This is a genomic window from Nocardioides alpinus, assembly GCF_900112035.1.
GTDB lineage: Bacteria > Actinomycetota > Actinomycetes > Propionibacteriales > Nocardioidaceae > Nocardioides > Nocardioides alpinus.
The window spans coordinates 1-23,956 of the sequence record NZ_FOKC01000014.1 but is presented as its reverse complement, the minus strand read 5'-3'; the positions used below and the strand labels follow the sequence as shown (position 1 = coordinate 23,956).

At 70.0% G+C, this 23,956-nt stretch carries 18 protein-coding genes; 9 read left to right on the top strand and 9 right to left on the bottom strand.

What is annotated here, in order from left to right; all coding sequences use genetic code 11:
- Positions 1-82: 82 nt before the first annotated feature.
- On the top strand, positions 83-652 hold the full coding sequence (locus tag BM127_RS19670) for a GNAT family N-acetyltransferase (protein WP_157829576.1): 570 nt from the start codon (positions 83-85) through the stop codon (positions 650-652).
- A 29-nt stretch (positions 653-681) separates the two neighbouring features.
- Positions 682-3,384: a DNA polymerase I gene (polA, locus tag BM127_RS19665; protein ID WP_091201467.1), complete on the top strand. Its 2,703-nt coding sequence runs from the start codon at positions 682-684 to the stop codon at positions 3,382-3,384.
- Here the strand turns inward: polA and BM127_RS19660 are convergent.
- Positions 3,343-4,626 carry an oligosaccharide flippase family protein gene (locus BM127_RS19660; RefSeq protein WP_372476604.1) on the bottom strand — a complete coding sequence of 428 codons (1,284 nt, stop codon included), beginning with the start codon at positions 4,624-4,626 and terminating at the stop codon, positions 3,343-3,345. The genes polA and BM127_RS19660 overlap by 42 nt on opposite strands.
- A gap of 37 nt (positions 4,627-4,663) precedes the next feature.
- Positions 4,664-5,371, bottom strand: a complete 708-nt coding sequence (locus BM127_RS19655) for a class I SAM-dependent methyltransferase (RefSeq protein WP_198554333.1) — start codon at positions 5,369-5,371, stop codon at positions 4,664-4,666.
- A 23-nt stretch (positions 5,372-5,394) separates the two neighbouring features.
- Here BM127_RS19655 and BM127_RS19650 point away from each other — a divergent pair, with 23 nt between their 5' ends.
- Positions 5,395-7,125 carry an MmpA family trehalose lipid delivery protein gene (locus BM127_RS19650; protein WP_091201461.1) on the top strand — a complete coding sequence of 577 codons (1,731 nt, stop codon included), beginning with the start codon at positions 5,395-5,397 and terminating at the stop codon, positions 7,123-7,125.
- 37 nt (positions 7,126-7,162) lie between these two features.
- A complete protein-coding gene (locus BM127_RS19645) occupies positions 7,163-7,351 on the top strand; it encodes a hypothetical protein (RefSeq protein WP_091201459.1) in 189 nt (62 codons plus the stop codon).
- Here BM127_RS19645 and BM127_RS21995 read toward each other — a convergent pair.
- The 3 genes from BM127_RS21995 to BM127_RS19630 are packed head-to-tail and all read right to left on the bottom strand — an operon-like array spanning position 7,339 to position 11,989.
- A complete protein-coding gene (locus tag BM127_RS21995) occupies positions 7,339-8,448 on the bottom strand; it encodes a glycosyltransferase family 4 protein (protein WP_139227813.1) in 1,110 nt (369 codons plus the stop codon). The two genes, BM127_RS19645 and BM127_RS21995, sit on opposite strands and share 13 nt — an antisense overlap.
- A gap of 2 nt (positions 8,449-8,450) precedes the next feature.
- Complete coding sequence (locus tag BM127_RS19635) at positions 8,451-10,523, bottom strand: hypothetical protein (protein ID WP_091201457.1); 2,073 nt, start codon at positions 10,521-10,523, stop codon at positions 8,451-8,453.
- Positions 10,520-11,989, bottom strand: a complete 1,470-nt coding sequence (locus BM127_RS19630) for a bifunctional glycosyltransferase/class I SAM-dependent methyltransferase (protein WP_198554334.1) — start codon at positions 11,987-11,989, stop codon at positions 10,520-10,522. The genes BM127_RS19635 and BM127_RS19630 overlap by 4 nt, the downstream gene beginning before the upstream one ends.
- A 169-nt stretch (positions 11,990-12,158) precedes the next feature.
- On the opposite strand from BM127_RS19630, the gene BM127_RS19625 reads away from it, so the two are divergent.
- Positions 12,159-13,013, top strand: a complete 855-nt coding sequence (locus BM127_RS19625) for a 2OG-Fe(II) oxygenase (RefSeq protein ID WP_139227812.1) — start codon at positions 12,159-12,161, stop codon at positions 13,011-13,013.
- Between the two features lie 39 nt (positions 13,014-13,052).
- Here the strand turns inward: BM127_RS19625 and BM127_RS19620 are convergent, their stop codons facing one another.
- Both BM127_RS19620 and BM127_RS19615 read right to left on the bottom strand, forming a co-directional pair.
- The gene (locus tag BM127_RS19620) at positions 13,053-14,738 is read right to left on the bottom strand and encodes a hypothetical protein (protein ID WP_091201453.1); all 1,686 of its coding nucleotides are present in this window, start codon (positions 14,736-14,738) and stop codon (positions 13,053-13,055) included.
- Positions 14,735-15,967 carry an acyltransferase family protein gene (locus BM127_RS19615; protein ID WP_091201452.1) on the bottom strand — a complete coding sequence of 411 codons (1,233 nt, stop codon included), beginning with the start codon at positions 15,965-15,967 and terminating at the stop codon, positions 14,735-14,737. The genes BM127_RS19620 and BM127_RS19615 overlap by 4 nt, the downstream gene beginning before the upstream one ends.
- A 131-nt stretch (positions 15,968-16,098) precedes the next feature.
- Here BM127_RS19615 and BM127_RS19610 point away from each other — a divergent pair, with 131 nt between their 5' ends.
- Genes BM127_RS19610 through BM127_RS19595 form a run of 4 tightly spaced genes read left to right on the top strand, consistent with a single transcriptional unit; the run spans position 16,099 to position 21,451 of the window.
- Positions 16,099-16,989, top strand: coding sequence for a PorA family protein (locus BM127_RS19610; RefSeq protein ID WP_091201450.1), 891 nt, complete (start codon positions 16,099-16,101; stop codon positions 16,987-16,989).
- 39 nt (positions 16,990-17,028) lie between these two features.
- Positions 17,029-18,006 carry an AAA family ATPase gene (locus tag BM127_RS19605; RefSeq protein ID WP_091201448.1) on the top strand — a complete coding sequence of 326 codons (978 nt, stop codon included), beginning with the start codon at positions 17,029-17,031 and terminating at the stop codon, positions 18,004-18,006.
- Complete coding sequence (locus tag BM127_RS19600; protein WP_091201446.1) at positions 18,003-19,214, top strand: DUF58 domain-containing protein; 1,212 nt, start codon at positions 18,003-18,005, stop codon at positions 19,212-19,214. Before BM127_RS19605 ends, BM127_RS19600 begins: the two co-directional genes overlap by 4 nt.
- Positions 19,211-21,451, top strand: coding sequence for a transglutaminase TgpA family protein (locus tag BM127_RS19595; RefSeq protein ID WP_091201444.1), 2,241 nt, complete (start codon positions 19,211-19,213; stop codon positions 21,449-21,451). The genes BM127_RS19600 and BM127_RS19595 overlap by 4 nt, the downstream gene beginning before the upstream one ends.
- Here BM127_RS19595 and BM127_RS19590 read toward each other — a convergent pair.
- Both BM127_RS19590 and BM127_RS22435 read right to left on the bottom strand, forming a co-directional pair.
- Positions 21,386-22,207 (bottom strand): class I SAM-dependent methyltransferase, encoded by an 822-nt coding sequence (locus BM127_RS19590; RefSeq protein WP_091201440.1) that lies wholly within the window; start codon positions 22,205-22,207, stop codon positions 21,386-21,388. The two genes, BM127_RS19595 and BM127_RS19590, sit on opposite strands and share 66 nt — an antisense overlap.
- 79 nt (positions 22,208-22,286) lie before the next feature.
- The coding region (locus BM127_RS22435; RefSeq protein WP_175507461.1) for an Ig-like domain-containing protein at positions 22,287-23,956 on the bottom strand (1,670 nt) is incomplete at its 5' end.

The window sequence follows — 23,956 nt, the reverse complement described above, 5'->3', positions numbered from 1 at the left end:
ACGACGGGCGATAGGGTCGCCCGGTGGCGCCGAGATGGGTCGGCAGGGGGCCACGGTGGGTGCTCGAGAAAGTGGTGCATCGATGAGTCGGACGCCTGTGACCGTACGTGCCGCAGAGCCGACGGACGTCGCGTCGCTGCGCGAGCTGTGGAGCGACATCCTGCGCAAGGGTGGGCTCGACGAGCAGCTCGCCGACGTGTCCCGGGTGGTGGCGACCGCCGCCGAGCGTGATGACCAGTGCGTCGTGGTGGCCGAGGTCGACGGCGAGGTGGCCGGTGCGGTCTACCTCGAGGCGACGACGTTCACCCCCCTCAACCTGGAGTCCGCCGTGCTGGCGGTCTCGCCCCACGTGTTCTCGCAGTTCCGGCGCAAGGGAGTGGGGAGCGCCCTGATGGAGTCGGCGTGCCGCTTCGCCGAGCAGCACGGGATCGCGCACATCCAGACCGCCGCAGCCTCGGAGTCCCGCGACGCCAACCGCTTCATGGCGCGCCTGTCGCTGGCGCCGCAGGCGACGCTCCGCGCAGCCACCACCAGCGCCGTACGCGCGCGGTTGCCGCAGTCGCGCCAGGTGACCCCCGCGGCGACGAGCAAGCAGCGCATCGACCGGGTCCTGGCCGCTCGCCGGATCCGGCGCGAGCAGGTCCCCGGCTGACTGTCGGCGGCGGCCGATAGAGTCGCCGCGTGCCTGGATCGAGCGAGCCTTCCCGTCCCCGCCTGCTGTTGCTCGATGGTCACTCGTTGGCCTACCGGGCGTTCTTCGCCCTGCCCGTGGAGAACTTCGCCACGGCGACCGGACAGCACACCAACGCGGTCTACGGCTTCACCTCGATGCTGGTCAACGTGCTGCGCGACGAGGTGCCGACGCACGTGGCGGTCGCCTTCGACAAGTCGCGGCAGACGTTCCGCCTCGAGGCCTACGCGGAGTACAAGGCCAAGCGCAACAAGACGCCCGAGGAGTTCAGCAGCCAGCTGCCGCTGATCCGACGGGTGCTCGACGCCCTGTCCATCCAGCACCTCGACGTCGCCGGCTTCGAGGCCGACGACATCATCGCCACCCTCGTCACCGAGGCCCTGGCCGACGGGATGGAGGTGCTGATCCTCACCGGTGACCGCGACTCCATCCAGCTCGTCACGGAGCACTCGACCGTGCTCTACCCCATGCAGGGCGTGAGCAACCTCGCCCGCCTCACCCCGGCGGCGGTCGAGGAGAAGTACGGCGTCCCTCCGCACCGCTACCCCGAGCTGGCGGCGATCGTCGGCGAGACCTCCGACAACCTGCCGGGCGTCCCGGGCGTCGGCCCGGGCTTCGCGGCCAGGTGGATCAACCAGTTCGACGGTCTCGACAACGTCATCGCCCACGCCGACGAGATCACGGGCAAGAAGGGTGAGGCGCTGCGCGAGCACCTCGGCGACGTGATCCGCAACCGGCAGCTCAACGCGCTCGTGCGCGACATGACGCTTCCGATGCACCCGAGCGACTTCGACCGCCGCCCCTGGGACCGGACGGCCGGCCTCGAGCTCCTCGACGAGCTCGAGTTCCGCGGCGAGCTCCGCACGCGGCTGCTCGACACGATCGACCCGGCGCCCGAGGAGGAGATGAGCGCCGAGGCGGGCTTCGAGCTCGACGGCCAGCGACTGGCCCCCGGTGGAGCGCCAGCCTGGCTGGAGCAGCACGCGCCGGCCGGGGAGCGGGTGGGCGTGGCGATCACCGGCACCTGGCGCGCCGGCACCGGCGAGGTCCTGTCGGTCGCCATCGCCACGGCGGCCGGGCAGGCAGCCTGGATCGACGTCGCCGACATCGGTCCTGACGACGACGCCACGGTCGCCGCCTGGTTGGCCGATCCCGGCCGACCCAAGGTGCTCCACGACGCCAACGGCCCGAGCCTGGCGTTGGCCGCCCGCGGGTGGGAGCTCGGCGGCCTGGAGGTCGACACGGCCCTCGCCGCCTATCTCGTCCAGCCCGACCAGCGTTCCTACGCCCTGGCCGACCTGACCCTGCGCTACCTCAAGCGCGAGCTGCGCCAGGACACCGCCGACGTCGACCAGCTCAGCTTCGACGCCCTCGACGACACGACGGCCAGTGACACGGCGATGCTGACGGCCAAGGCGGTCCTCGACCTGGCCGGTGCGCTGGACGGGGCGGTGGAGGAGCACGGCGGCACCCGTCTGCTCAGCGACGTCGAGCTCCCGCTGATCGGGACCCTGGTCCGGATGGAGCAGGTCGGCATCGCGGTCGACACCGACTACCTCGAGGGCCTCGAGTCCGACTTCGGCGACCAGGTGCGCGCCGCGGCCACCGACGCCTACGACGTCATCGGCAAGGAGATCAACCTCGGCTCGCCCAAGCAGCTGCAGGTCGTGCTCTTCGACGAGCTCGCGATGCCCAAGACCAAGCGCACCAAGACCGGCTACACGACGGACGCCGACGCCCTGCAGGCGCTCTTCGAGAAGACCGAGCACCCCTTCCTCCAGCACCTGCTGCGCCACCGCGACGTGATCCGGCTGCGCCAGACCGTCGAGGGCCTGCTCAAGACCGTCGCCTCCGACGGCCGCATCCACACGACCTACAACCAGATCATCGCCGCGACCGGACGGCTCTCCAGCACCGATCCCAACCTCCAGAACATCCCGATCCGCACCGAGGCGGGCCGCCGGATCCGTGAGGGCTTCGTGGTCGGTGAGGGCTACGAGTCGCTGATGACGGCCGACTACAGCCAGGTCGAGATGCGCATCATGGCGCACCTGTCCGAGGACGCCCTCCTCATCGAGGCGTTCCGCTCCGGGCAGGACTTCCACTCGATCACCGCTGCACGTGTCTTCGGCGTCGACGCGGACGCCGTCAGCTCCGAGCAGCGCGCCAAGATCAAGGCGATGAACTACGGCCTCGCCTACGGCCTGTCCGCCTTCGGCCTCTCCGGACAGCTGCGGATCAGCACGGGCGAGGCGGCCGGCCTGATGGAGGAGTACTTCGAGACCTTCGGCGGCGTGCGCGACTACCTCGGCGGCATCGTCGACGAGGCGCGTCGATCCGGCTTCACCGAGACGATCCTGGGGCGCCGGCGCTACCTCCCAGACCTCACCAGCGACAACCGCCAGCGACGCGAGACCGCCGAGCGGATGGCGCTCAACGCGCCCATCCAGGGTTCGGCCGCCGACCTGGTCAAGGTCGCGATGCTCGGCGTCGAGCGCGCCCTGGCCGAGCAGGGACTCCGCTCGCGGATGCTGCTGCAGGTGCACGACGAGCTCGTGTTCGAGGTCGCGCCGGGGGAGGGCGACGCCCTCGCGGAGCTGGTGCGCGCGGAGATGGGTGGTGCTGCTGAGCTGGCGGTGCCGCTCGACGTGTCAATCGGTTCCGGGCGCAGCTGGCACGACGCCGCCCACTGACGCCGCGCCTGGGTCGGCCTGCTTCGCGAGGCGCAGGCTGGCGACCGTCAGTGCCAGCAGCAGCACTGCGTCGACGCCGACGACCACCCGGACCAGTCCGGCGACCGAGTCGGCACCGAGACCCAGCACGATGATCGCAGCGAGGGCCGCCCACACGAGCAGCACCGACCGGCGGGCCTGCCGGGCGAGCACCGCGTAGACCTGCAGCTGCAGCATCGCGAGCAGCGTGCCGAGCAGGGCGAACTGCCAGAGCAGGTCCTCCACCTCGCCGAACTCCGAACCGCCGACGAAGATCATCGCCACGCCGGAGAGCACCTTGGCGGCGCCGATGGCCAGGACACCCAGGACCGCCACGGCCACGAGGCTGCGGACCAGTGCGCGGTGGCGGCCTTCGGGGGTCGCCATGTCCGGGAAGGCGATGACCACGATGAACTGCGGCAGGAAGATCATCACCTTCGCCATGATCAGGCCGGCGGCGTAGAGACCGGCGTCGTGCTCGCTGAGCACCTGCCGGGCCAGGATGATGTCCACGCTGGTGAGGGCGAAGTAGGCGAGCAGGACCTGGGCGTTGTGGGCGCTCTCGACGAGCAGGGAACGCGCGGAGTGCTCCGGCGCCACCGCCTCGGGCGTACGCCGGTCCCGCAGCACCCACCAGCCGACGAGCAGCGGGAAGAGATAGCCGAGGCCGACACCGAGGATCGCGCTCGTGGCGTCGGGCCGCCACAGGATGATCGCGAGTCCGATGAGGAGCCGGGGGATGCCACCGGCGAGGTAGAAGACGGCCAGCGCGCCCCACCGGCGTTCGCCCTGCAGGATCCCGGCCTGGCCGCCCGCCAGTGTGAGCGGCACCGTCGACAGGGCGACCACGGTCGCGGTGGCGAGGCTGTCCAGGTTGAGCAGGGCGTTGATCGCGGGGATCAGCAGGCACATCACCAGCCCGATGGCCAGCGAGACCCTGGTGGTGAGCGTGAGGATGGCGCGCTCGATCGCCCCGACGTTCGTCTGGTCGACGGCGATGCGCCGAGCCGCAGTGGCCTGGAGCCCGAGCGCGAGCACCTGGACGACGATGAGGAGGCTGAGGCAGGCGACGAACGCGCCGTACTGGCCCGGGCCGAGGATCCGCGCGGCGAGCATGGTGAACCCGTAGGTCGCGAGGTTCATGACGCTGGTGGCCACGGCGACGGCGCTGCCGTCGAACGTGCGGCTGCTGCGCACGCTGCTCGGGGCCGTCACGTGCCGCATCCTAGGTTACCGTGTCGGCGTGCACCGGTTGGGGTGCTCAATAGGGGTCGGCAGTGTCGCGGTGCCCGAGCAGCCGGGCGATCGGACGCAGGTGGAGCCGCAGCAGCACCTTGACCACGAGGTTGCGGACGAACCACGGCAGCTCCCGCAGGACCCGCAGCCGGTCGCGGAGCGCCGGTCGGGAGATCTCGAAGCGAGCCATCGATCCGGTGCGACCCGCATAGCGGTGGCGGTCAGTGATGGCTGCGTCGCACAGCACGGCCGAGGTCACGCCGAGGGACGAGAAGGCGTCATGGACCAGCACCACGTCGCCGACCCGGAGGAACCGGCTCCACCTCAGGTCGTCGAGGCAGGACCACATGTCGTGCTTGCCGTCGACATAGACGAGCCGCACAGGCTCGGACCAGTCTGCCCGGGTCGTGCGGCTCGTCGCCACGCGTACGTCGACGCGGGTGTCGACACCGGCACCGGCGAGGTGGCTGCGCAGGCGCTGCTCGGTGTCGGACCGCCCGTAGCGCCAGTCGCCGGGGAACGGGTCGACCGCGGTGACCGCGGCACCGCTGGCGGCCAGCATGATGGTGGACCGGCCGAGATGGCTGCCGATCTCGACGACGCGCCCCGGCGCCACGGCCCGCGCGGAGTCGTACAGCATGCGGGCCTGCGCCTCCGTCAGCCAGCCGTCGACCTGGCGAGCGCTGCTCCATGCCGCCTCGAAGTCGAGGAGCGGAACCGACAGGTCTGGCACGCCGCACAGCATAGGCTGGCCCCGTGGTGCCGGCGCGCAGGTGGAACAGTCGGCCGTGGCAGGACTGGCTCGTCACTCTGTGGCCCCTTGCGCTCTCCCTGGTGCTCGTGCTCCCGCTGCTCGTCCGGCCGGGGCATCCGCTGGCCCGGGACCTCGTCTTCGTCCCGCGCCAGCCGTTCACCGACTCCACCTGGGGCCTCGGCGACGTCGCACCGCGCGCGGTGCCGGTGGACTCCGTGGTCGCGGCACTCACCCACCTCGTCGACGGGGGAGTGCTGGCGAGGCTGATCCTGCCGTTGAGCCTCGCGCTCCTGGGGTGGGGCGTGGCGCGGCTCCTCGCGCCGCTGGGTCGGACGGCCCAGGTGGCGGGCTCCGGCTTCGCCGTCTGGAACGCCTTCGTCGTCGAACGCCTCGCCATGGGTCAGTGGGCCCTCCTCCTGGGGTGCGCCGCGCTGCCGTGGCTGGTCGACGCTGCGATGCGCTACCGCCGCGACGGGCGACGCGGCGACCTGGCCGCGGCGATCGCCTGGACCGCGCTGGCGTCGTTGACCCCCACCGGGGGGCTCTTCGCCCTCGCCGGGCTGCTCGCGGCCGCAACGCCGCACCTACGTCGTCTCGCCGCGCTGCTCGGCGCCGGCCTGGCACTCCAGGCCCCGTGGCTGGTCGCCGCACTCACCGGACCCGCGGCCGCCGTGTCCGACTCCTCCGGCGTTGCCGCCTTCGCGCCCGACACGGAGTCGCCGTTCGGATCGGTCGTGGCGCTGCTCGGGCTGGGCGGGATCTGGGACGCCGGCGCCGAGCCGGCGACGCGTACGACGTGGTGGGCGCCCGTCGCCGCACTCGCCGTCGTGCTGGTCCTTGCGGTCGGCCTGCCCGCGCTGCGCCGCGTGTGGGGTGGAGGCGACCTGGCGCGCTGGTGCATGCTCTCGGGGGTGCTGGCTGCGGTGGCGTTGTCGGCAGCCACATCGTGGGGGGCCGACCTGATGGTGTGGCTGGTGCAGACGGTGCCGGGCGCCGGGCTGGCCCGCGACACCCAGAAGCTGCTCGCGCCTGCGGTCGTCCTCGTGGCGGCCGCCTTCGGAGCCTGCGCGGCGAGGATCTCGCGCGCCCTGGCGACGAACGACCTCCGCTGGCCGATCCTGCTGGTCGTCGCACTGGGGCCGGTGCTCCTGCTCCCGGATGCCACGACCCGGACCTGGCCGACGGTGCACCCGGTCGTGTTCCCCGCCGACTTCGAGGCGACGGCCGACCTGCTCGCCGGCCACGACCGCGAGCTGGTGGTGACCCTGCCGTGGCGCGCCTACCGCGCCTTCGCGTGGGGTCGGCCGGGGATGACGTCGTCCGACCCGGCCGTAAGGATGTTCGACGCCGAGGTCGTCACCAGCGACTCGCTGCAGGTGGGCGCCGTGCTGGTGCCGGGGGAGGGGCGCCTGGCGGCCGCGGTCGGGGAGGCGCTCGACGAAGGCCCGCCCGCGCAGACGCTGCCGGCCCTGGGGGTCTCGTGGGTCGTGGTCTACCCCGACGACGAGGAGGCCGCGCAGCTCGACCTCAGCGGTCTCGAACCGGTCCGCCTCGGTGAGTTCGTCGAGCTCTACCGGGTCCCCGACGCCGTGATCCCTGACGCCCCTGTCTGGGGGGTGAGGCGCCTGTCCGTGTGGATGGCACACCTCGCGGCGCTGGGGCTGGCGCTGGCTGCCGCGGCGACACGCATCGTGGCTCGCCGAGAACGAGACGCCAACGGCCAGTTCATGTAACCTAACGCTCGGTAACTTTCAGCAGAGGGAGACGTCAGTGAGCAGCACGGGCAACACCGGGGCCACGTCCGGGATGACCTTCCTCGGAGTCTTCACCACGTTCCTCGCCCCGGCGCTCGTCGGTGCGCTCCTCGCGGCACTTGGGCTCTTCGGGCTGGTCTACAGCCAGACCCAGACCCCCGACAAGAACCCTGCCAGCCAGCAGATCCTCGTCTACGGCGACTGATCGTTCGGTGCTCCGGCTGCCCGGAGCACCACCTCGGCCCGCACAGCACACGTGTCCCACGTGAGCGTGCGTGCCATCCGACGCGCGGCCACGCCCATCCTGCTCCGCGTCGTGTGGTCCGTCAGCAGCTCGCGGACGATCCCCACGAGGTCGTCGAGGTCCGCTGCCAGCCGACCGGTCACGCCGTCGCGGATCGACTCGGTCACCCCGCCTGCCTCGGCGTAGGCCACGCTCGGGGTGCCCTGCGCGCCGGACTCGGTGATCGCCAGGCACCATCCCTCCTTGATCGAGGGCATGACCATCAGCCAGGCCTCGCCCACGAGCTGGTCGCGGCGGGCATCGCTGACGTGTCCGTGGAACGTCACCCGGTCGGTGACGTCGAGGGCTTCGGCAGCCGTGGCGAGCTCGTCGTGCCACCAGCCGTCGCCGACCACGTCGAGATGGAGGTCCGGGAACTCGGCGGACAGTCGGTGGACGACTGTCAGGGCATGCTCGATCTGCTTGTGCGGCACGAGCCGCGAGAGCACGGCCAGCCGCGGCAGCGGCGACTCCTCCACGACCTCAGCCGGCACGGCGACCAGTCCGTTGCGTACGACGGTGATCCGGGCGGCGTCGACGCCGATCGCGACCAGGTCGCGGGCGGAGGCGTCCGAGACGGTGAGGAAGGGCCGCCCCCGGTAGAGCAACGGCACGATGCGGCTCTCCACGAACCAGCCGATGCGACCGGCGAGCCCCGGGTAGATGATGCGCCACTGCTCGGCGTGCACGTGGTGCACGAGGGCGACGACACCCTTACGGCGTACGAGCGGTGAGGCGAAGGGTAGGCCGTTGACCACGTCGACGACCACGTCGACATCGCGGCGGTGCCAGACCAGCCAGGCCAAGCCCCACAGGTAGACGGTCAGTCGGCCGCCGAGCCGGCGCAGTCGTATGCCGTCGAGGTCGTCGCGCGGGGCCGACCCGGGGTGTCGTGAGCACAGCAGCGTGACGGCGTGGCCGCGGAGCACCAGCTCACGCCCCACCGCCTCGACGAACACCTCCGACCCGCCCCCGTCCGGGTGCGTGGTGTCGCGCCAGGAGAGGAAGGCGATCCGCACCGTCAGCCCCCGCTGAGCGTCAGTCCGGCGTTGTCGGCGAGCCGCTCGCACAGCGGGATGGGCAGGCCGAGCTCCGGGCTGACGGACAGCCCGTGCGCGGCCAGGTCGGCCTCGTCGTAGGCGCGCTCGGCGAGGGCAGGGAGTGAGTCCCAGTCATCGTTGAAGTAGACGGACTCGGTGTAGCCGAAGGCGCCACCGGGAGTCGTCTCGATCTCGAAGTAGCCCAGGTCGAGGAGGTTGCGGATGCCGAGGGCGAAACCGCCGTCCGTGGGGATCTCGAACAGGGGTCCCTCGATCTCCTCCTTGCCCTTGACCAGGATGCCGCGAGCCAGCCGGTCCTCGCGGAGCTGGAGCCACACGGACTGCTCCTGGGCCCCGGAGATCGTCAGCAGCTGGATCCGGCCCGGCACGAGCTGTCCGGTCTCGCGGAAGCGCCACACCCGGTCGCGCTCCTCCACCGGCACCCACGGCTCGTACTGGTCGCCGGTGTGCAGGTAGAGCGCCTCGCAGTCGCCGCGGATGGCGAGATCGTCGGTGCTGCCACCCTCGGGGAGCCCGTCGATCTGGCTGATGAGCTCGCGCTGCGCGCCTGGGGTGAGGTCGGCCTGGAGCGAGACGTATCGCTGCAGGGGTTCGCCGCGGTGAAGGGAGGCGGCCATGAAGAGTCCGATCGACATCTGCGCCAAGATCGCGAAGATCATCCCGAGGGCAAGGAAGCCGGTGACAGGGGCCGTCCACCGGCGACGCGTGGCGACGAACATCGCCAGCAGTGCGGTGCCGATCGCCCCGCCGAGGACCATCGCCGGCACGAAGTCGCTGGCGTAGCGGGTGGAGTAGTAGCCGTAGGTCATCACGCCGCCGGTGCACAGGATGCTGGCGAGCAGCGGGAGGCGGAGCTTGGCGACGACCGCGTTGCGCCCCGGCCAGAAGGCCACCACCACGGCAAGGGCCATCAGCAGCAGGAAGATCCACATGAAGCCGGTGACGCTGCCGGTGCGGTAGGCCTGGTCGACGAAGGCACCGTTGTAGGCCTTGGCCGGCTCGGCAGGAAGCGTGATCCACGGGAAGTAGTCGGTGAAGCGGATCCCGTCGGGGCGCAGGTAGGCCATGAACGACGTGGTGAAGAACTGCGGACCGCTCAGGGTGCCGTCGTTGGCGGCCAGCGCGGCCTGGCGCTGGGCGTTGACCTGGGTCCAGACCTGGTCCTTGAGGGGGAACATGTAGACCGCGTCGAACTTGTACATGTTGAGCGCGATGGACGCGGCCAGGGGCCCGACGCCGGCCAGCACGATGCGCCACCACAACGCCCGGTGCTCGGCGGAGAACGGTCGGAAGCGCGCGAGGAGGCCGAGCCCGATCGCACCGAGGCAGATCGCCCAGCCCTCGGTCGTACGGCAGCCCACGGTGACCAGCGCGAAGACGGCGAGCCAGAAGACGGTGTGCTTCGACGGCGCCAAGCAGGTGCGCACCATCCAGTAGATGCCGCCGACCGCGGCGGCGACCGCCCAGGTGTAGACCTCGTGGTAGACCCACGGGAGGCTGGCGTCATAGGTCAAGAACGTGCCACCGGTCGCACCCGCGACGAAGGTGCCGGCCAGGATGCCGGAGCGCCAGGTGAGCTCTCCCTCGACGATGTGGTCGAGGAGCAGCCAGATGAGCTTCGTCGACATGACCGCCAGCACGACCCAGGCGAGCGCCATCGACAGCAGCGTGAGCTGGTAGTCGAACTCCTTGGTCGTCATCAGCACCGGCAGTCGCAGCAGCGCGGGGAACGGCGGGAAGTAGGTGTAGGTCTTTCCGTCGTGGACGAAGCCTTCGATCGCCAGCGACTGCGGGTCCATGTCGAGGTGTCCGTCGAGGAGCGCCCGCGCCTGATCGTCGAAGAAGTTGGAGAAGTAGCCACCGGCGAGGGCCGCGCGCCCGATGTCGGTCGAGTAGTTGAGCAGGGTCAGGAAGTAGCCCAGGCCCCCCACGAGGAGGCCCGTCGCGGTGGCGACGAAGCGGATGCGGGTCTGGCGGTCGGCGTAGGGCGGGACGTGGTCGATGGTCGGACGGGTCAACAGGGTCGAGGTCACGCCACTTCCAGCCGGTAAAGGAATTGATAGCCGAACAGCCGGGGCCAGGCCCGGACCAGCCCGCGGTCGGTGCGCTCGACCTGACGGACCATCCGACCTCCGAGGTTCTCCTGCGAGGAGTCGGCGAAGGTGTTGAAGGGAGTGCCGACGATGCGGGTCTCGATGATGCTCAGGCCGCAGTCGGCGAGGAGCCGCTCGATCATGTCGCGGGTGAAGAAGCGGATGTGGCCGCGGTCGAGGGGACCGCGCTGGTCGTAGTCGAACTTGCCGACGGCGATGCGTCCACGCGGATACCAGTGGCCGAAGTTGGGCACCGACACCAGCAGTTCGCCGCCGGGGCGCACCTTGGCGCAGAGGTCGGTCAGCAGGAGGTGCGGCTCGACGACGTGCTCGAGGATGTCGCCGGCGATCACGACGTCGTACTGCGCGTCGAGGCCGTGGGGGAGGGGGAGGTTGAGGTCAGCCTCGATGAACTCGTCGACCCGCCCCGCCACCCCTTCGTGCTTCTGACGGTCGAGTCCTGTCACGTGGTGGCCGAGCATTCTCGCTCGCTGGGCGAAGCGCCCGTCGTAGCAACCGGCGTCCAGCACTCGGCCGGGCTCGTGCCGGGACAGCCACTCGAGCAGGACGGCATGTGACCCGTACTCGTCCTTGAGTGCGTACTCGTCGGACTCCGTCGACTGCACGCCACCCCCGAAGCCGTGCTCGTTGGCCCAGTGTCGGACCACGTCGCGGGACACGTCCTTGGCGTACTTCACGCCGTTGACGTAGCAGATCTCGTCACCGTAGTAGGTCGGGATCGGGACCTCGATGATGCGCTTGCGAGCGCGGATCAGGCCCAGGATGATTTCCGTGTCGAAGTCGAAGCCGTCGCTGAAGGTCGACAGGTCGAGGTCGGCGAGGGCATCGGTGCGGTAGGCACGGTAGCCGGAGTGCCACTCGGACAGGTTCTGCTTGGTGAGGGCGTTCTGGAAGCGGGTCAGGACCTTGTTGCCGACGTACTTGTAGGTCGGCATGCCGCCGGCACGGGCACCGCCCTTGTCGAGCATCCGTGAGCCAAAGACGGCGTCGGCGTCGCCACTGACCAGTGGGGCGACCAGGTCCTCGATGCACTCGGGGGCGTACTGCCCATCGCCGTGCAGCAGCACCACGACGTCGAGTCCGTGCTCGAGGGCCCAGCGATAGCCGACCTTCTGGTTGCCGCCGTAGCCGAGGTTGCGCCCGTGCTTGACGACAGTGATCGGGAACCGCGCCGTGTCGCGGAAGCGCATACCGATCTCGTAGGTGTCGTCGATGCTGGCGTCGTCACAGACCATGACATGGTCGACAGCTCCGACGAAGCTCTCCGGCAGACGGTTGAGCGTCTTCTCCAGCGTGGACGCGGCGTTGTAGGCCACGACCAGCACGCCCACTCGCGCCGGACGCGGCCCGGCGGACGCTTCCGCGGACACCTCGGTCGACTGCACGGCTCTCCCTCCAACCAGGACTCATCACACCCGCCGTCGGAAGGTGACCGGCGGATGAACCGAGCGAGTGTAACCCGCCAGTAGCCTTCGCGGCGTCACGTCGTCGAGAGAGGCAGATTTCGTGGCGATGGGCCGCTTCGGCCGACTGGGGGGTGGCATGATGCGCGCCATGGAGACCGCCCTGGAACTCGTCGACCAGACGAACCTCAACGCAGCCCTCGAGACGTCGTCCGAGGCCTACCGCACCGCCCAGCCCTACCCGCACATCGTGCTCGACGACGTACTGCACCCCGACGCGTTCGCGGCCGCCGTGCGCGACTTCCCGGGGATCAAGGACGAGTTCTGGAAGGGCTACCTCCACGTCAACGAGACCAAGTACTGCAACGTCTACCCCGACACGTGGGCCGACAGCTTGCAGGCCATCGCTCGTGAGTTCTGCTCGCCTGAGTTCGTCGCCTACCTGGAGAAGCTGACTGGGATCGACGACCTGATCCCCGACTACACGATGGACGGGGGCGGCCTCCACCAGACCCTGCGTGGTGGTCACCTCAACATCCACGCCGACTTCACCACCCACCACACCCACGAGAATTGGGCGCGGCGGGTCAACATCCTGCTCTACCTCAACGAGGAGTGGCACGACGAGTGGGGCGGGAAGCTCGAGCTGTGGGACCAGAAGATGACCGCGTGCCACGCCAGAGTCACTCCCGCTGGCAACCGGATGCTGGTCTTCTCTACCGCGGACGACACCTTTCACGGCCACCCTGACGGCCTGACCTGCCCGCCCGACATGGCCCGGAGGTCCCTGGCGATGTACTACTTCACCGAGGAGTCGGCGCCGCCCGTGCGCAGGTCGACCAACTACCAGGCCCGTCCCGACGAGGGGCGCGCGAAGAAGGCCGCGATCGCCGCGGACCGAACTGTGCTGGACGTCTACGACAGGGTCAAGCGTCGCCTTGGCATCTCCGACGAGCTGGCTCACAAGGTTCTGCACTCGGTCGACCGGCTGCGGCGCAAGAAGTAGGGACCACACACCTGGTGTGGTGAGGATGGGCGGAGGCCGTCACTGCTTGCAGATGGTGTACTCGCCCGCGGCATTGAAGCTCACTTGCAGCACTGCGTCCTTCGCAGTTGACGCGATGTGGATCGACCCGGCGGGCACATTCCAGATGCGCCCATCGGCGACCATGTCATCGCGCACCAGGCGCGTCGTCACCTCTGTCGAGACGCTGGTGACGCCGATCTCAATGCCATCCATGGTCGCGATCTGGAGCATCGGGTTGGGAACCGTCGCGACATAGGTCTGGCAGCCGGGCAGCTTCTTGATCTCGCGGTTCCAGCCGAAGGCGAGGTCGACGAAGGCCGGGTTGAAGAGGTCGTACGTCTGGGTGCCGACACCCACGTTGAACATCATCTCGGCGCCGAGTCGGTCGGCTGGCGAGGGCGTGCCGTCCGGGAGTACGGCACGCACGGCCTGACTGGCGATCAGTTCCTGCGTGATGCCCCCGTTGACCGGGTCATCGTACGACTGGGCCAGCGGCCGCTGGCCCGCGTCTGCGCTCGCGATGATGCCCTCGAAACGGTCCAGCCAGGATCGCGACACCGCCGTATAGCCCGCCGAGTATTCGCGAACGAGGCTCACACCGTGCAGGGAGTAGCCGACGAGGGCCAGCGAGACCCCGGCGAGTGGCAACCATCGCGGCTCGATCGTCGTCCGGAGGATCCGTGCGAACCCAAGGGCGAGAGCCGGGCTCAGTAGCACAAGGCTGAAGTAGGCGTAGCGATTGGGGTTGTCGTCGATCTGACCGATCTGCAGTCGGCCGACGCCCTCGAGGACGAGCTGGGCGACGGCGGCCGCCAGCCCGGACCACGCGAGCGCGCGGAGGGCAGGGTTGGAGTCACGATCGGTGAGCAGGTTGATCATGAGGGCCACGACGACGACCGGTCCGACACCCGGGACACCCACCGCGGTCCCGAAGACCTTCGTCAGCCCGTCGAAGACGTAGTTCGGGACGTCAGCCACGCCATCGAAGGTCCGTGACACGCCCGAGACCTCGCGCCCCCAGACCACGAGCCACATCACGAACATCGCGATGGGCGGACCGGCAACCAGCGCGGCCCGGCGCAGACCGTGCTGCGCAGCCACGAAGACGGCCGTCAGCACTACGACCGAGATGCCGGTTGCCGAGAACATCAGCGCGACGGACAGCAGCGCCGCGGCGACGACCAGGCCGGCACGTCGAGCGTCCGTGCCGACCACGACCGCCAGGGCCAGAAATCCCAGCGCGAGCGCACCCGAGTGGGACATGGCGGCATCCCAGACGACCATTTCCGGGGCGACCCCGGTCACCAGGATCGCCAGCGCTGTTCCAAGTGCGACGGACCGGGGACATCCGGTGCGTCGGAGGATGTAGTGAATGGACAGGACAATGACTGCGTGGAACGCCACCAGGACTATCAGCCACGGGACGTAGGTCTTCATCCCGAAGATCTCGAACAACAGTCGGTACGTCAGCCCGTGTGCGAGTGACCAGTGACTGTTGTAGGGGTCCATCAAGGTTCCGATCGCCTCGCCGGGGATCGTTCCCTTACGAAGGAGGAACGTCCAGTCGTCCCCCCAGAAGTAGGCGTCGTGGCTCAGCCACACCAAGAACGCGCTGTAGCCGAGGGTCAGGAGGAGCAGAACCCGGGTCGGCGTATCGGTGGGTTCCCACCCGGCGCGAGGTGCGGACAGGAAGCGAGAGGTCACGGGTGCTTCACCTGCTGCAGTGTCCGGGACCAGATGCTCGTGGCACGTGCCCGGGTGAACGGCACGAGACCGTTGTCTGCCTCGCGCCACAGCGGGTGGCTCAGGAGCTCGGTGGCACGGCGCTCGACCATCCGGTGTGCGGCGAGTGAGATGAGCACGGTGAGCAGAATCGCCACTGCGGTGCGAAGAAACCACGCCCAGTCCTCAGTGTGTCGGGCGAGGAACGTGAAGACGGGGTAGTGCCAGATGTAGAGCAGCAGCGAGTGCCTGCCGAGGAAGGCCAGCGGTCGCACGCTCAGGACGCCCACAGCGCGCGGCGCCCGGGTCAGAAGCACAGCGGCACCGAAGAGCAGGGCGAGGTCGAGCTCGAGCAGCGTGACGCCCCAGCCGAGGAAACGCTCGTCGCGCGAGCAGTAGTACGCCAGCGGCACCAGCGCCACGAGGGTTGCCGTGGATGTCCAGCGGAGTGCTCGCTGGGGGAGGTCGAGGCGTCGTACGAGCGGTAGGGTCGCGCCCAGCATCACGCCCACGACGAAGGGGTCCATGCGGGCGGTGGTCCGGACCAGCACCTGGAAGACGAACTCGGTGTCCGTGACGTGGAAGCGCCACCACGTGAGCAGCAGCAGCAGGCCGCCGAGCACGAAGAGCACGCCCACGGGGCGGCGTCGCATCATGTAGAGGACGGCGGCCGTGATCACGAAGGCCTGCATGTCGACCGACAGGTACCAGAGGTGGCCGAAGTCGGGCCGCGACGTCATCAGGTTGCCCTGGACGTACCAGTTCCACGTGTAGGTGAGCACGTGCCACACGGAGTCGACGTTATCGCTTGCGGTGGTCTCATCGGTGCTGTCGAGCGTCGACACGACGAGGACGGCGGCCAGCAGCAACCAGAGACTGGGGCCGACGCGCAGCACGCGGCGTACGAAGGTCACGCCGGGGCGCATGTGGTGGATCCCGCGCGAGGCGAGCGAGACGTAGGAGAGGTAGCCGGCGGCGACGAGGAACACGGTGACGGCGAAGTTGCCGCTCCGGAAGAGAGGACGAATCCAGGCGGTCTCATCGATCCGCTCGATGGGCCACAGCACCCAGCCGTGCGAGAGCACGACCAGCACGATGGCCACGCCGCGGATGCCGTCGATGAGGGCGATCCGGCGCGAGGCGTTCATGCCCTCCGTCGCCGTTCCGCCCGTGTGTGCCGGGCTCGCGGGTCCGAGAGTGCTGGAAGACATGGCGGGGACTCTAACCCGCCCGCGCGGGCGGCCATCGGGCGACGCGAAACTTGGCCCGGCGATTGGCTACTCAGGAGTCACTTCGCTGCTACAGTCGGCCCGTTCTGTGGGCGACCGGGAGGAAAATCGCTATGCGTAAAGGCTTTGGCATCGGCTTGACGGTGCTGGGTGGCTTCTTGGTCACCTTGGCGATCCTGGCTCAATTCTGGGCTCCCGGGCAGCTCATGAAGACCCCGCTCGACACCGACAGCCTCACGCTGCTCGACGGCACGGCCCAGCTTTCGGACGGCACCGGCGGCACCGACGAGTTCCCGGTCAAGGCCTTCAGCGTCACGCGCGCCGACTCGGATCGCTCCGACGGCGAGGTCGTCGTCTTCCAGAACTCCAGCTGCCTGGTCAAGGACGAAGGCGAGATCGACGAGTGCGTCAGCGCGAGCGACCCGGAGGAACGCCTCATCTCCGCGAGCACGGACAACTTCGCGACCGACCGCCGTGACGCGATGGCCGTCAGCGACCCCAAGTACCTGCCCCCCAGTGCGGAGACCAAGGAAGGCCTCGTCAACAAGTGGCCTTTCGAGGCCGAGAAGAAGACCTACCAGTATTGGGACGGCTTCGCCGGCCAGGCGGTCGACGCGACCTACGACCGCACCGAGGACGTCGACGGCCTGGAGACCTACGTCTACAAGATCGTCGTCTCCGACGTTCCGATCGAGGTCACCGACGGTGTCCAGGGCACCTACTCCACCGACAGGGAAATCTGGATCGACCCGACCACGGGCGCGATCGTCAACCAGTTCGAGACGCAGGAGCGGCTCGACGGCGATGGCAACACCTTCCTCGCCCTCGACTACGGCTTCACCGACGAGCAGGTCGCGGGCAACGCCGAGGACTCCAAGTCAAACGCCAGCAGTCTCAACCTGATCAAGAGCACCGTCCCGCTGATCGGCTACATCGTCGGCATCCCGGCCCTGCTGATCGGCATCGCGTTGCAGATCATGCGTCGCCGTTCCGCCACGGCCTGATCCACGAGCCCGACGCCCGAGAGGTAGTTCCTCGCCCGTATGCCTGACATCGCGACCGTCCACACCGACGACGTCCGGTGGTACGCCGACACGTTCGACCGCGTCGTGCACAACGTGGAGTCCGCGGTGCTCGGCAAGAAGCAGGTCGTCCGCCTCGCGCTGACCTGCCTCGTCTCCGGCGGACACCTCCTCCTCGAGGACCTGCCGGGCACCGGCAAGACCATGTTGGCGCGAGCGCTGGCCAAGTCGCTGGACTGCTCGTTCGCGCGCATCCAGTTCACCCCCGACCTGCTGCCGTCCGACGTCACGGGGGTCACCGTCTACGACCAGGCGCACGGCGACTTCTCGTTCCACCCCGGCCCGATCTTCCACAGCATGGTGCTGGCCGACGAGATCAACCGGGCCTCTCCCAAGACACAGTCGGCCCTCCTCGAGGTGATGGAGGAGGGGCACGTCACCGTGGACGGCAAGACGCACGACGTGGGGCGTCCGTTCATGGTCATCGCGACCCAGAACCCGATCGAGCAGGCCGGCACCTACCAGCTGCCCGAGGCCCAGCTCGACCGCTTCCTGATGCGCAGCAGCCTCGGACACCCCGACGCCGAGGCCACCGAAGCCCTGCTCGCACAGTCGCAGGTCCGCGACCGCGCGGTGGGACTGTCGCCCGTCGTCGGCGCCGCGGAGATCCTGCAGATGAGCCAGCTGGCCGACATGGTGCACGTCGACGCTGCGCTCATCAGCTACGTACGTCGCCTGGCGGAGGCGTCGCGGGAGGTTCCCGACGTGCGGATCGGGCTCTCGACCCGAGGGGCGCTGGCCTGGATCAGGGCGGCCAAGGCCTGGGCACTCGCCGAGGGGCGCGGCCATGTCGTGCCCGAGGACATCGCCACCTTGGCCCACCCGGTCCTGGGGCACCGGTTGCTGTTGGGGTCCAGCGCTGCGTTCGGCGGCATCACCCCCGACGAGGTCATCGACAACCTGCTGGTCCAGGTCGCGGTGCCGCGCGATCGCGCGTGAGCGACCAGACTTTCCCCTCGGCCGCCGTACGGCGGGTCGCGCGGCTGCTGTCCCCAGCGCTCGCGCCGCTCCGGATGCTGACCCCATTGGGGCGCAGTGTCCTGGCGCTGGGCATCGCCACGATCCTCCTGGCAGTCCGGCTCAACTGGCAGGAGTTCACCCAGCTCGGCGTCGTGGCCCTCGGCCTGCTGACGCTCGGGTTCGTCTGGCAGGTGCTGCCGGGGACCCCGACGTCCGAGCTGGTGGTGCGGCCCAGCCGGCTGGTCGAAGGCGTCGCTCCTGCTGTCGTGGCCCTCACGGTGCGAGCGGGCGCGGCTCCGATGCTGTTCCCCAAGGTCTCCGTGCCCGTCGGCGGTCGTACGGTGTCGCTGCGACTCCCGTTCCTGGCGCCCTTCTCCTCCCACACCGAGTCGGTGCAGCTGCCGGAGATGCCGCGCGGCGTCCACGCGGTCGGTCCGGCGACCTACGAGAAGACCGACCCCGTCGGACTGGTCACGCGACGCTTCGAGACCGGCGACGTGCTCGAGCTGCTCGTGGCGCCGCGCGTCACGGACCTGTCCGTCTTCGCCGGCGGACTGACCAACGACCTCGACGGTGCCACCAGCCAGCAGCTCTCGATGAGTGACCTGGCCTTTCACGCGCTACGGGAGTACGTCCCCGGTGACGACCTGCGGCACGTCCACTGGCGGTCCTCCGCCAAGGCCGGCCAGCTCCTGGTCCGGCAGTACCACGAGACCCGGCGCGGGCATGTCACCGTGTTGGTCGACGGTGCGCGGTCGTCCTACCCACGCATGCGTGACTTCGAGCTCGCCGTCTCAGTGGCGACGTCGATCGCGCTCCGGGCAGTGCGGGACGACTTCGACACCTACCTGCGGTGCGGTCCGCACGTGTCCCGGGGCCGCAGCGCGGTGGCGATGACCGACATCGCCTGCCGGTTCGTCGCGGCCGGCGACGACTACCTGGCGCAGGCGGCCGACGCGGCGACGGCCGTCAGCGGGACGGGACTCGTCGTCCAGGTGACCGGTGCGGCACGCGACCTGGCGGAGCTCGACGCGGCAGCGCAGCGCTTCGACCGCGGCGCCGACTGGATCGTCGTACGCGCCGACAGCGAGAGCGAGGCGCAGCTGCACGACAGCCACTCGCTGCGCGAGCTCTCCATTCCCGACCTGGTCCGGCTCCAGGAGCTGCTGGCGCGAGGCATGCGATGAATCAGCGACGCGGCACTCTCCTCGACCTCGCGATGATCCTGTTCCTGATGTCGATGGTCCTGTCGATCCTCGACAACACGTTCGCCGACCGGAGCTACCTCCTCACCGGCCTCCTCCCCGTCGTCCTGCTGCTGGTACTGGCACTGCTCACCCGGCGGCTGCACGAAGGCGTGTGGTGGTACGCACTGGGCGCGGTCCTGCTCTTCGCACCGTTGGGCGCCGTGGTCGCGTTGCGCCGCCTAGGCCCCTATGTCCTCCCGACCTTCGAGACCATGAATCGGGTGCTGGGGGAGAGCTTCAGCGCCCCCACGACCTTGGTCAGCACAGTGCCTCCGGTCGACCCCACCGGTCAGGTGATGCTGGTGCCCTTCATGCTGGGCTTCTTGGCGGGCGCACCTGCGGCGTGGCTTGCGCTTTCCACGCGGCGCGCGCTCGCCCCGACGATCCCATTGGTGCTGGCCCTGGGGGCGACGATCCCGCTCGGGGTGCTCGTCCCCTCCCTGCTGGTGCCCCGCAGCATCGTCTTCGCGGTGGTGCTGGTCGCCTGGGCGGCCGCCCGTGCCCGCCGCAGGGAGGCGCTGGTCGGGCGGCCGCGCGGATCCGTGGCGGCGGCCCTGACAGCGGTGCTGACCGTGACGCTCGTGTCCGGGCTCGTGAGCCTGTTGGTCCCGGACCGCAACGAGGTCGACCGGGTGCTCCTCAAGGGCGACGGCAACAGCGCGCTCGTCGCCGGCGCCGCCCAGTCGGTGGTCCCGAGGCGGGTGGGTCGGCGCAACGAGCTGCTCAGGGCGACCGGAGTGCCCGAGGGTCGCCGGCTGCGCTTCGCCGCGCTGGACACGTACGACGGCACTGCGTGGGTGCCGGCGGAGGAGTCACCGGGAACCGACGGCTTCGGCACCTTCAAGCGGATCGGTCAGGAGGTGGCGGCCCCCCACGAGGGCCGCACGGTGGGCGTGCGTGTCCAGATCCGCCCGGGCTACGCCAGCGACTGGCTGCCGATGCTGGGCGAGCTCACCAGCCTCACGCTCGACTACACCGACGGACGCACCCAGCTGGACGACGTGCGCTACAACCAGGCCACGTCGAGCGCGTTGGTCGTCGGTGGCGTCAACACCCGCGACGACTACACGTTCGGGTCGGTGCTCACCGAGGACGAGTTCACGCGCAGGGACGCGACGCAGGACGCCACCGAGGACCAGCAGCAACCTGACGGGGCCTTCCTCGACCAGTACCTCCAAGCCTTTCGCCGCGAGGAGATCCGTCCGATCGAGCGAGTCCTGCTGCTCGCCCGCTATCTCCGGCTCAACGGTTCGACGCGCTTCGTCGGATCGTCCTCCCAAGCCCCGGTCGACCTCGGGCTGCGTCTGCTGGGATCGGAGCAGATGACCGCGACGCCGTTCCAGTACACGGCCGTCATGGCTCTCGGAGCCTCCCGCCTGGGCGTGCCCGCGCGGGTCGTCACGGGTGCGGAGCCCGACGCGCGTGGTGTCGTCGACTACGACGACGTCACGTCCTGGGTGGAGCTCCAGTTCGCCGACGGCACCTGGCGCACGCTCGACCCGTCGCGATACGTCGGTGTGCACCTGGTCGCCGACGGCGTCGAGCCCGTCGACCCCGGCGGTTTCGTCCAGGAACAGCTCGAGGCAGCGGCGAAAGGCAAGGACAAGGAGATCCGGATCCCCAAGGGCACGCCAGTAACCCTCCCCGAGGGCACCGCGATCGGCCAGCCGACCTCGACGTGGCAGATCGCCCTGCGGGTGGTCGGTGCGGCCCTGATGGTCGTGCTGGTCGTCCTACTGCTGGTCCCGGTGGCCAAGGTGCTGCGCCGCGGTCGGCGTCGGCGTACGTCGTCCTGGTCCGGGACGTACGTCAACGGGTGGCAGGAGGTCCTCGACGCGGCGCGGGACCGCGGCACCCCGGTGCCGGACGCGTGGAGCCGGGTGGCCCAGGCCCGGCAGCTGGGCGCCGGCATCGAGCTCGCCCGACAGGCGGACGCGGCCGTGTTCGCACCCGGGCCGGGCGACGTCGAGGACAGCCGTCGGTTCTGGGACGCCTGTCTCGATCTGCGGGGCGAGCTCGTGGCGCAGGTCGATGCCCGGCACCGCCTGTGGTCGCGCTTCAACCCCGCGTCGCTGCTCGCCGGGTGGGCGCGGAGCCGGACGCGTCCGACGTCAGGCCTGCGCCAGGTGCGCGACGAAGATCGCCGTCCCCGGAGTCAGCAGCCCGCGGGAGCGTGACCACCCGCCCCACACCCGGTCGTGGTCCGCGGGCCACTCCGGCTCGACGAGGTCGCCCAGGGCGAACCCGTGACCGGCCAGGATCCGGACCCAGTCGCCGAGCGTGCGGTGGTGCTCGACGTACGACACCACGCCGGAGGCGTCGTCGATCTCGACGTAGGGCGTGCGGTCCCAGTAGGACTGCGTGGCGGTCAGGCCGGCGTCGCCGGGATCGTCGGGGAACATCCACCGGGTCGGGTGGGTGACCGAGAAGGCGAAGCGCCCGCCCGGGCGCAGGACCCGCGCCACCTCGGCGACGGCGTCGTCGATGTCGCTGATGAACTGCAGCGCACCGAAGGAGCAGAAGACGATGTCGAAGCTCTGCGGAGCGAACGGGAGGTCGGTGGCGGTGCCGCGCACGGAGGGGACACGTACGCCGGTCTCCTCGTCGAGACGCAGCGAGTGCTGCAGCTGGCGGTGGGACAGGTCGAGGCCGAAGCCGCGACCGCCGTGGGTGCGCACCCAGCGCGAGCACTGGCCGGCTCCGCTGCCGACCTCGAGGACGTCGAGCCCGGCCACGTCGCCGAGGATCCGGAGCTCGTCCTCGGTGTGGCCCTCCGGCCCCCAGACGAAACCGGCGTCACCCAGGAAGGCGCCGTGGGTGGCCTGGTACTCGTCGGCGTAGCGGTCCCAGTCGGGACCGTTGGCGGCACGTGACTCCCGCTCGGAGACGGGCCGCCGCTCCACACGTACGGACTGCGGCTGGTGATCGTCCACCCCCGGAGCGTAGTGGTGCCGGTGCCCCGGGCAGCTTCCTGCCCGGGGCACCGGCACCTCAGGGGGACTCAGGTGAGGATCAGCCCATCCCGTCGGGGGGCACGTCGCCCGATGCGATGCGGCCCATCGGACGTCGCGGACCGGACCTCACGTCCGTCGGGTTGGAGCGGGCCTTGACCTCGGCGCCGTCACGCACGCCGCCCTGGTCCGTGTCGCACTTGGTCGGGTCGGACTTGTCCTTGCCGAAGCGCTTGTTGGCCTTGCCGGTCAACTCGACCTTGTCCTTCAGGCCGTCGCGGTCGGTGTCCTTCTTGCGCGGGTTGGAGCGGGTCCTGCCGATCGTGAACGAGCCGTCGCGGGTCTTGACGCGCTGCTTGATCTTGTAGCCCTTGGCCTCCCTGCCGTCACCCAGACCGTCCTTGTCGGTGTCCTTCGCCAGCGGGTTGGTCCTCACGGTGATCGACTTTCGAGCCTTCGTGCCGCAGACCTCGAAGCGCTCACGGATCTTGACGCCGTTGACCTCCTGGCCGTCGGCGAGGCCGTCCTCGTCGGTGTCCTTCGCCGACGGGTCCGTGCCGTGGGTGTTGACCTCGGCGCCGTCGGTGAGGCCGTCGCGGTCGGTGTCGGGGTTGTCGGGGTCGGTCCCGTGGGTGGTCTCGCCGCCGTTGGGCAGGCCGTCACCGTCCGGGTCGTCGGGGTCCGGCACGACCGTGAAGGTGGTCGAGTCTGCTGCGCTGGTCCGGCCGTCCTGGGTCTGCGTCGCCGTCACCGTGTGCGGCCCGGCGGGCAGCGGTGTGGAGGGTGAGCAGGACCAGGTGCCGTTGCCGGCGACGACGGCCGTGCAGAGGACGGTGGTGCCCTCCTTGACCGTGACCGTGGCGCCGGGAGCGCCGGTGCCGGAGACGGCCGGGGTGCTGTCGGTCGTGGTCGAGGCCTGGGCGGGCGCGCTGATGTCGGGGGTCGCGATCGAGCCGGACGACGGACCGCCGCCACACTCGACGCCGCCGCCGGGTGCGGTGGCCTCGACGCTCATGGGCGCGACGGCGAGCGACACGTCAGCGACCGTCACACCGACAGGAGCAGGAACGCTGAGCACCTCGAGGTCGATGCGGAACAGGGCGTCCAGGGTCGCCTTGCCGGTGGCACCGGCGGACTGGGCCGTCGGGGTGAAGGCCGTGATCGACAGGTCGACGAGGGGGTCGAGTCCCGCGGGCACGATGCTCTGCGGCGTGTTGTTGAGCGGGATCGGGATCTGGTCGGCGCCGACCGTTGCGACGATGGTCGGCGGGCTCGCGAAGGAGGCCGTGCCCGTCGAGCCGTCGGACCGTGCCTCCAGCACGACGGGGTTGGTGACATCGATCGTCACCTGGCCGCCGAGCAGCTCGATGTCACCGACGGTGGTCGTGGCGCGGGAGACGACGTCGGATCCGCCGGCGGCGTCGTCGACGAGGTAGGTGCCGGTCTCGGTCTGCGATGCCGTCACGTCGGCGAGCGCCCCGACACCCGGGATGGGGGTGTCGACCAGGGTGGCGCCGGCGAGCGTCGTACGGGACTGGGACAGCGTGCGGATGCCTGCCTGCGGCGGGACACACGCGTTGCTGCCGGCCCACGCCGCCTGGACGTCGCCGGTGATGGCCTCCACGTCGGCCAGCAGGTCGACCGGAACGTCGAGGAGGGTCCGGGCCGGCGGGTCGGCGCTCGGCGGTGCCGTGGCCGTCTCGGTGTCCGGGTTGATCGGCACACCACCGA

Excerpts from the sequence above, each read along its gene's own strand:
- BM127_RS19660 (WP_372476604.1), bottom strand. The coding sequence starts at position 4,626 with ATGCGGCACGTGACGGCCCCGAGCAGCGTGCGCAGCAGCCGCACGTTC.
- BM127_RS19615 (WP_091201452.1), bottom strand. The coding sequence starts at position 15,967 with ATGTCTTCCAGCACTCTCGGACCCGCGAGCCCGGCACACACGGGCGGA.
- BM127_RS19610 (WP_091201450.1), top strand. The coding sequence starts at position 16,099 with ATGCGTAAAGGCTTTGGCATCGGCTTGACGGTGCTGGGTGGCTTCTTG.
- BM127_RS19670 (WP_157829576.1), top strand. The coding sequence starts at position 83 with ATGAGTCGGACGCCTGTGACCGTACGTGCCGCAGAGCCGACGGACGTC.
- BM127_RS19625 (WP_139227812.1), top strand. The coding sequence starts at position 12,159 with ATGGAGACCGCCCTGGAACTCGTCGACCAGACGAACCTCAACGCAGCC.
- BM127_RS19595 (WP_091201444.1), top strand. The coding sequence starts at position 19,211 with ATGAATCAGCGACGCGGCACTCTCCTCGACCTCGCGATGATCCTGTTC.
- BM127_RS19605 (WP_091201448.1), top strand. The coding sequence starts at position 17,029 with ATGCCTGACATCGCGACCGTCCACACCGACGACGTCCGGTGGTACGCC.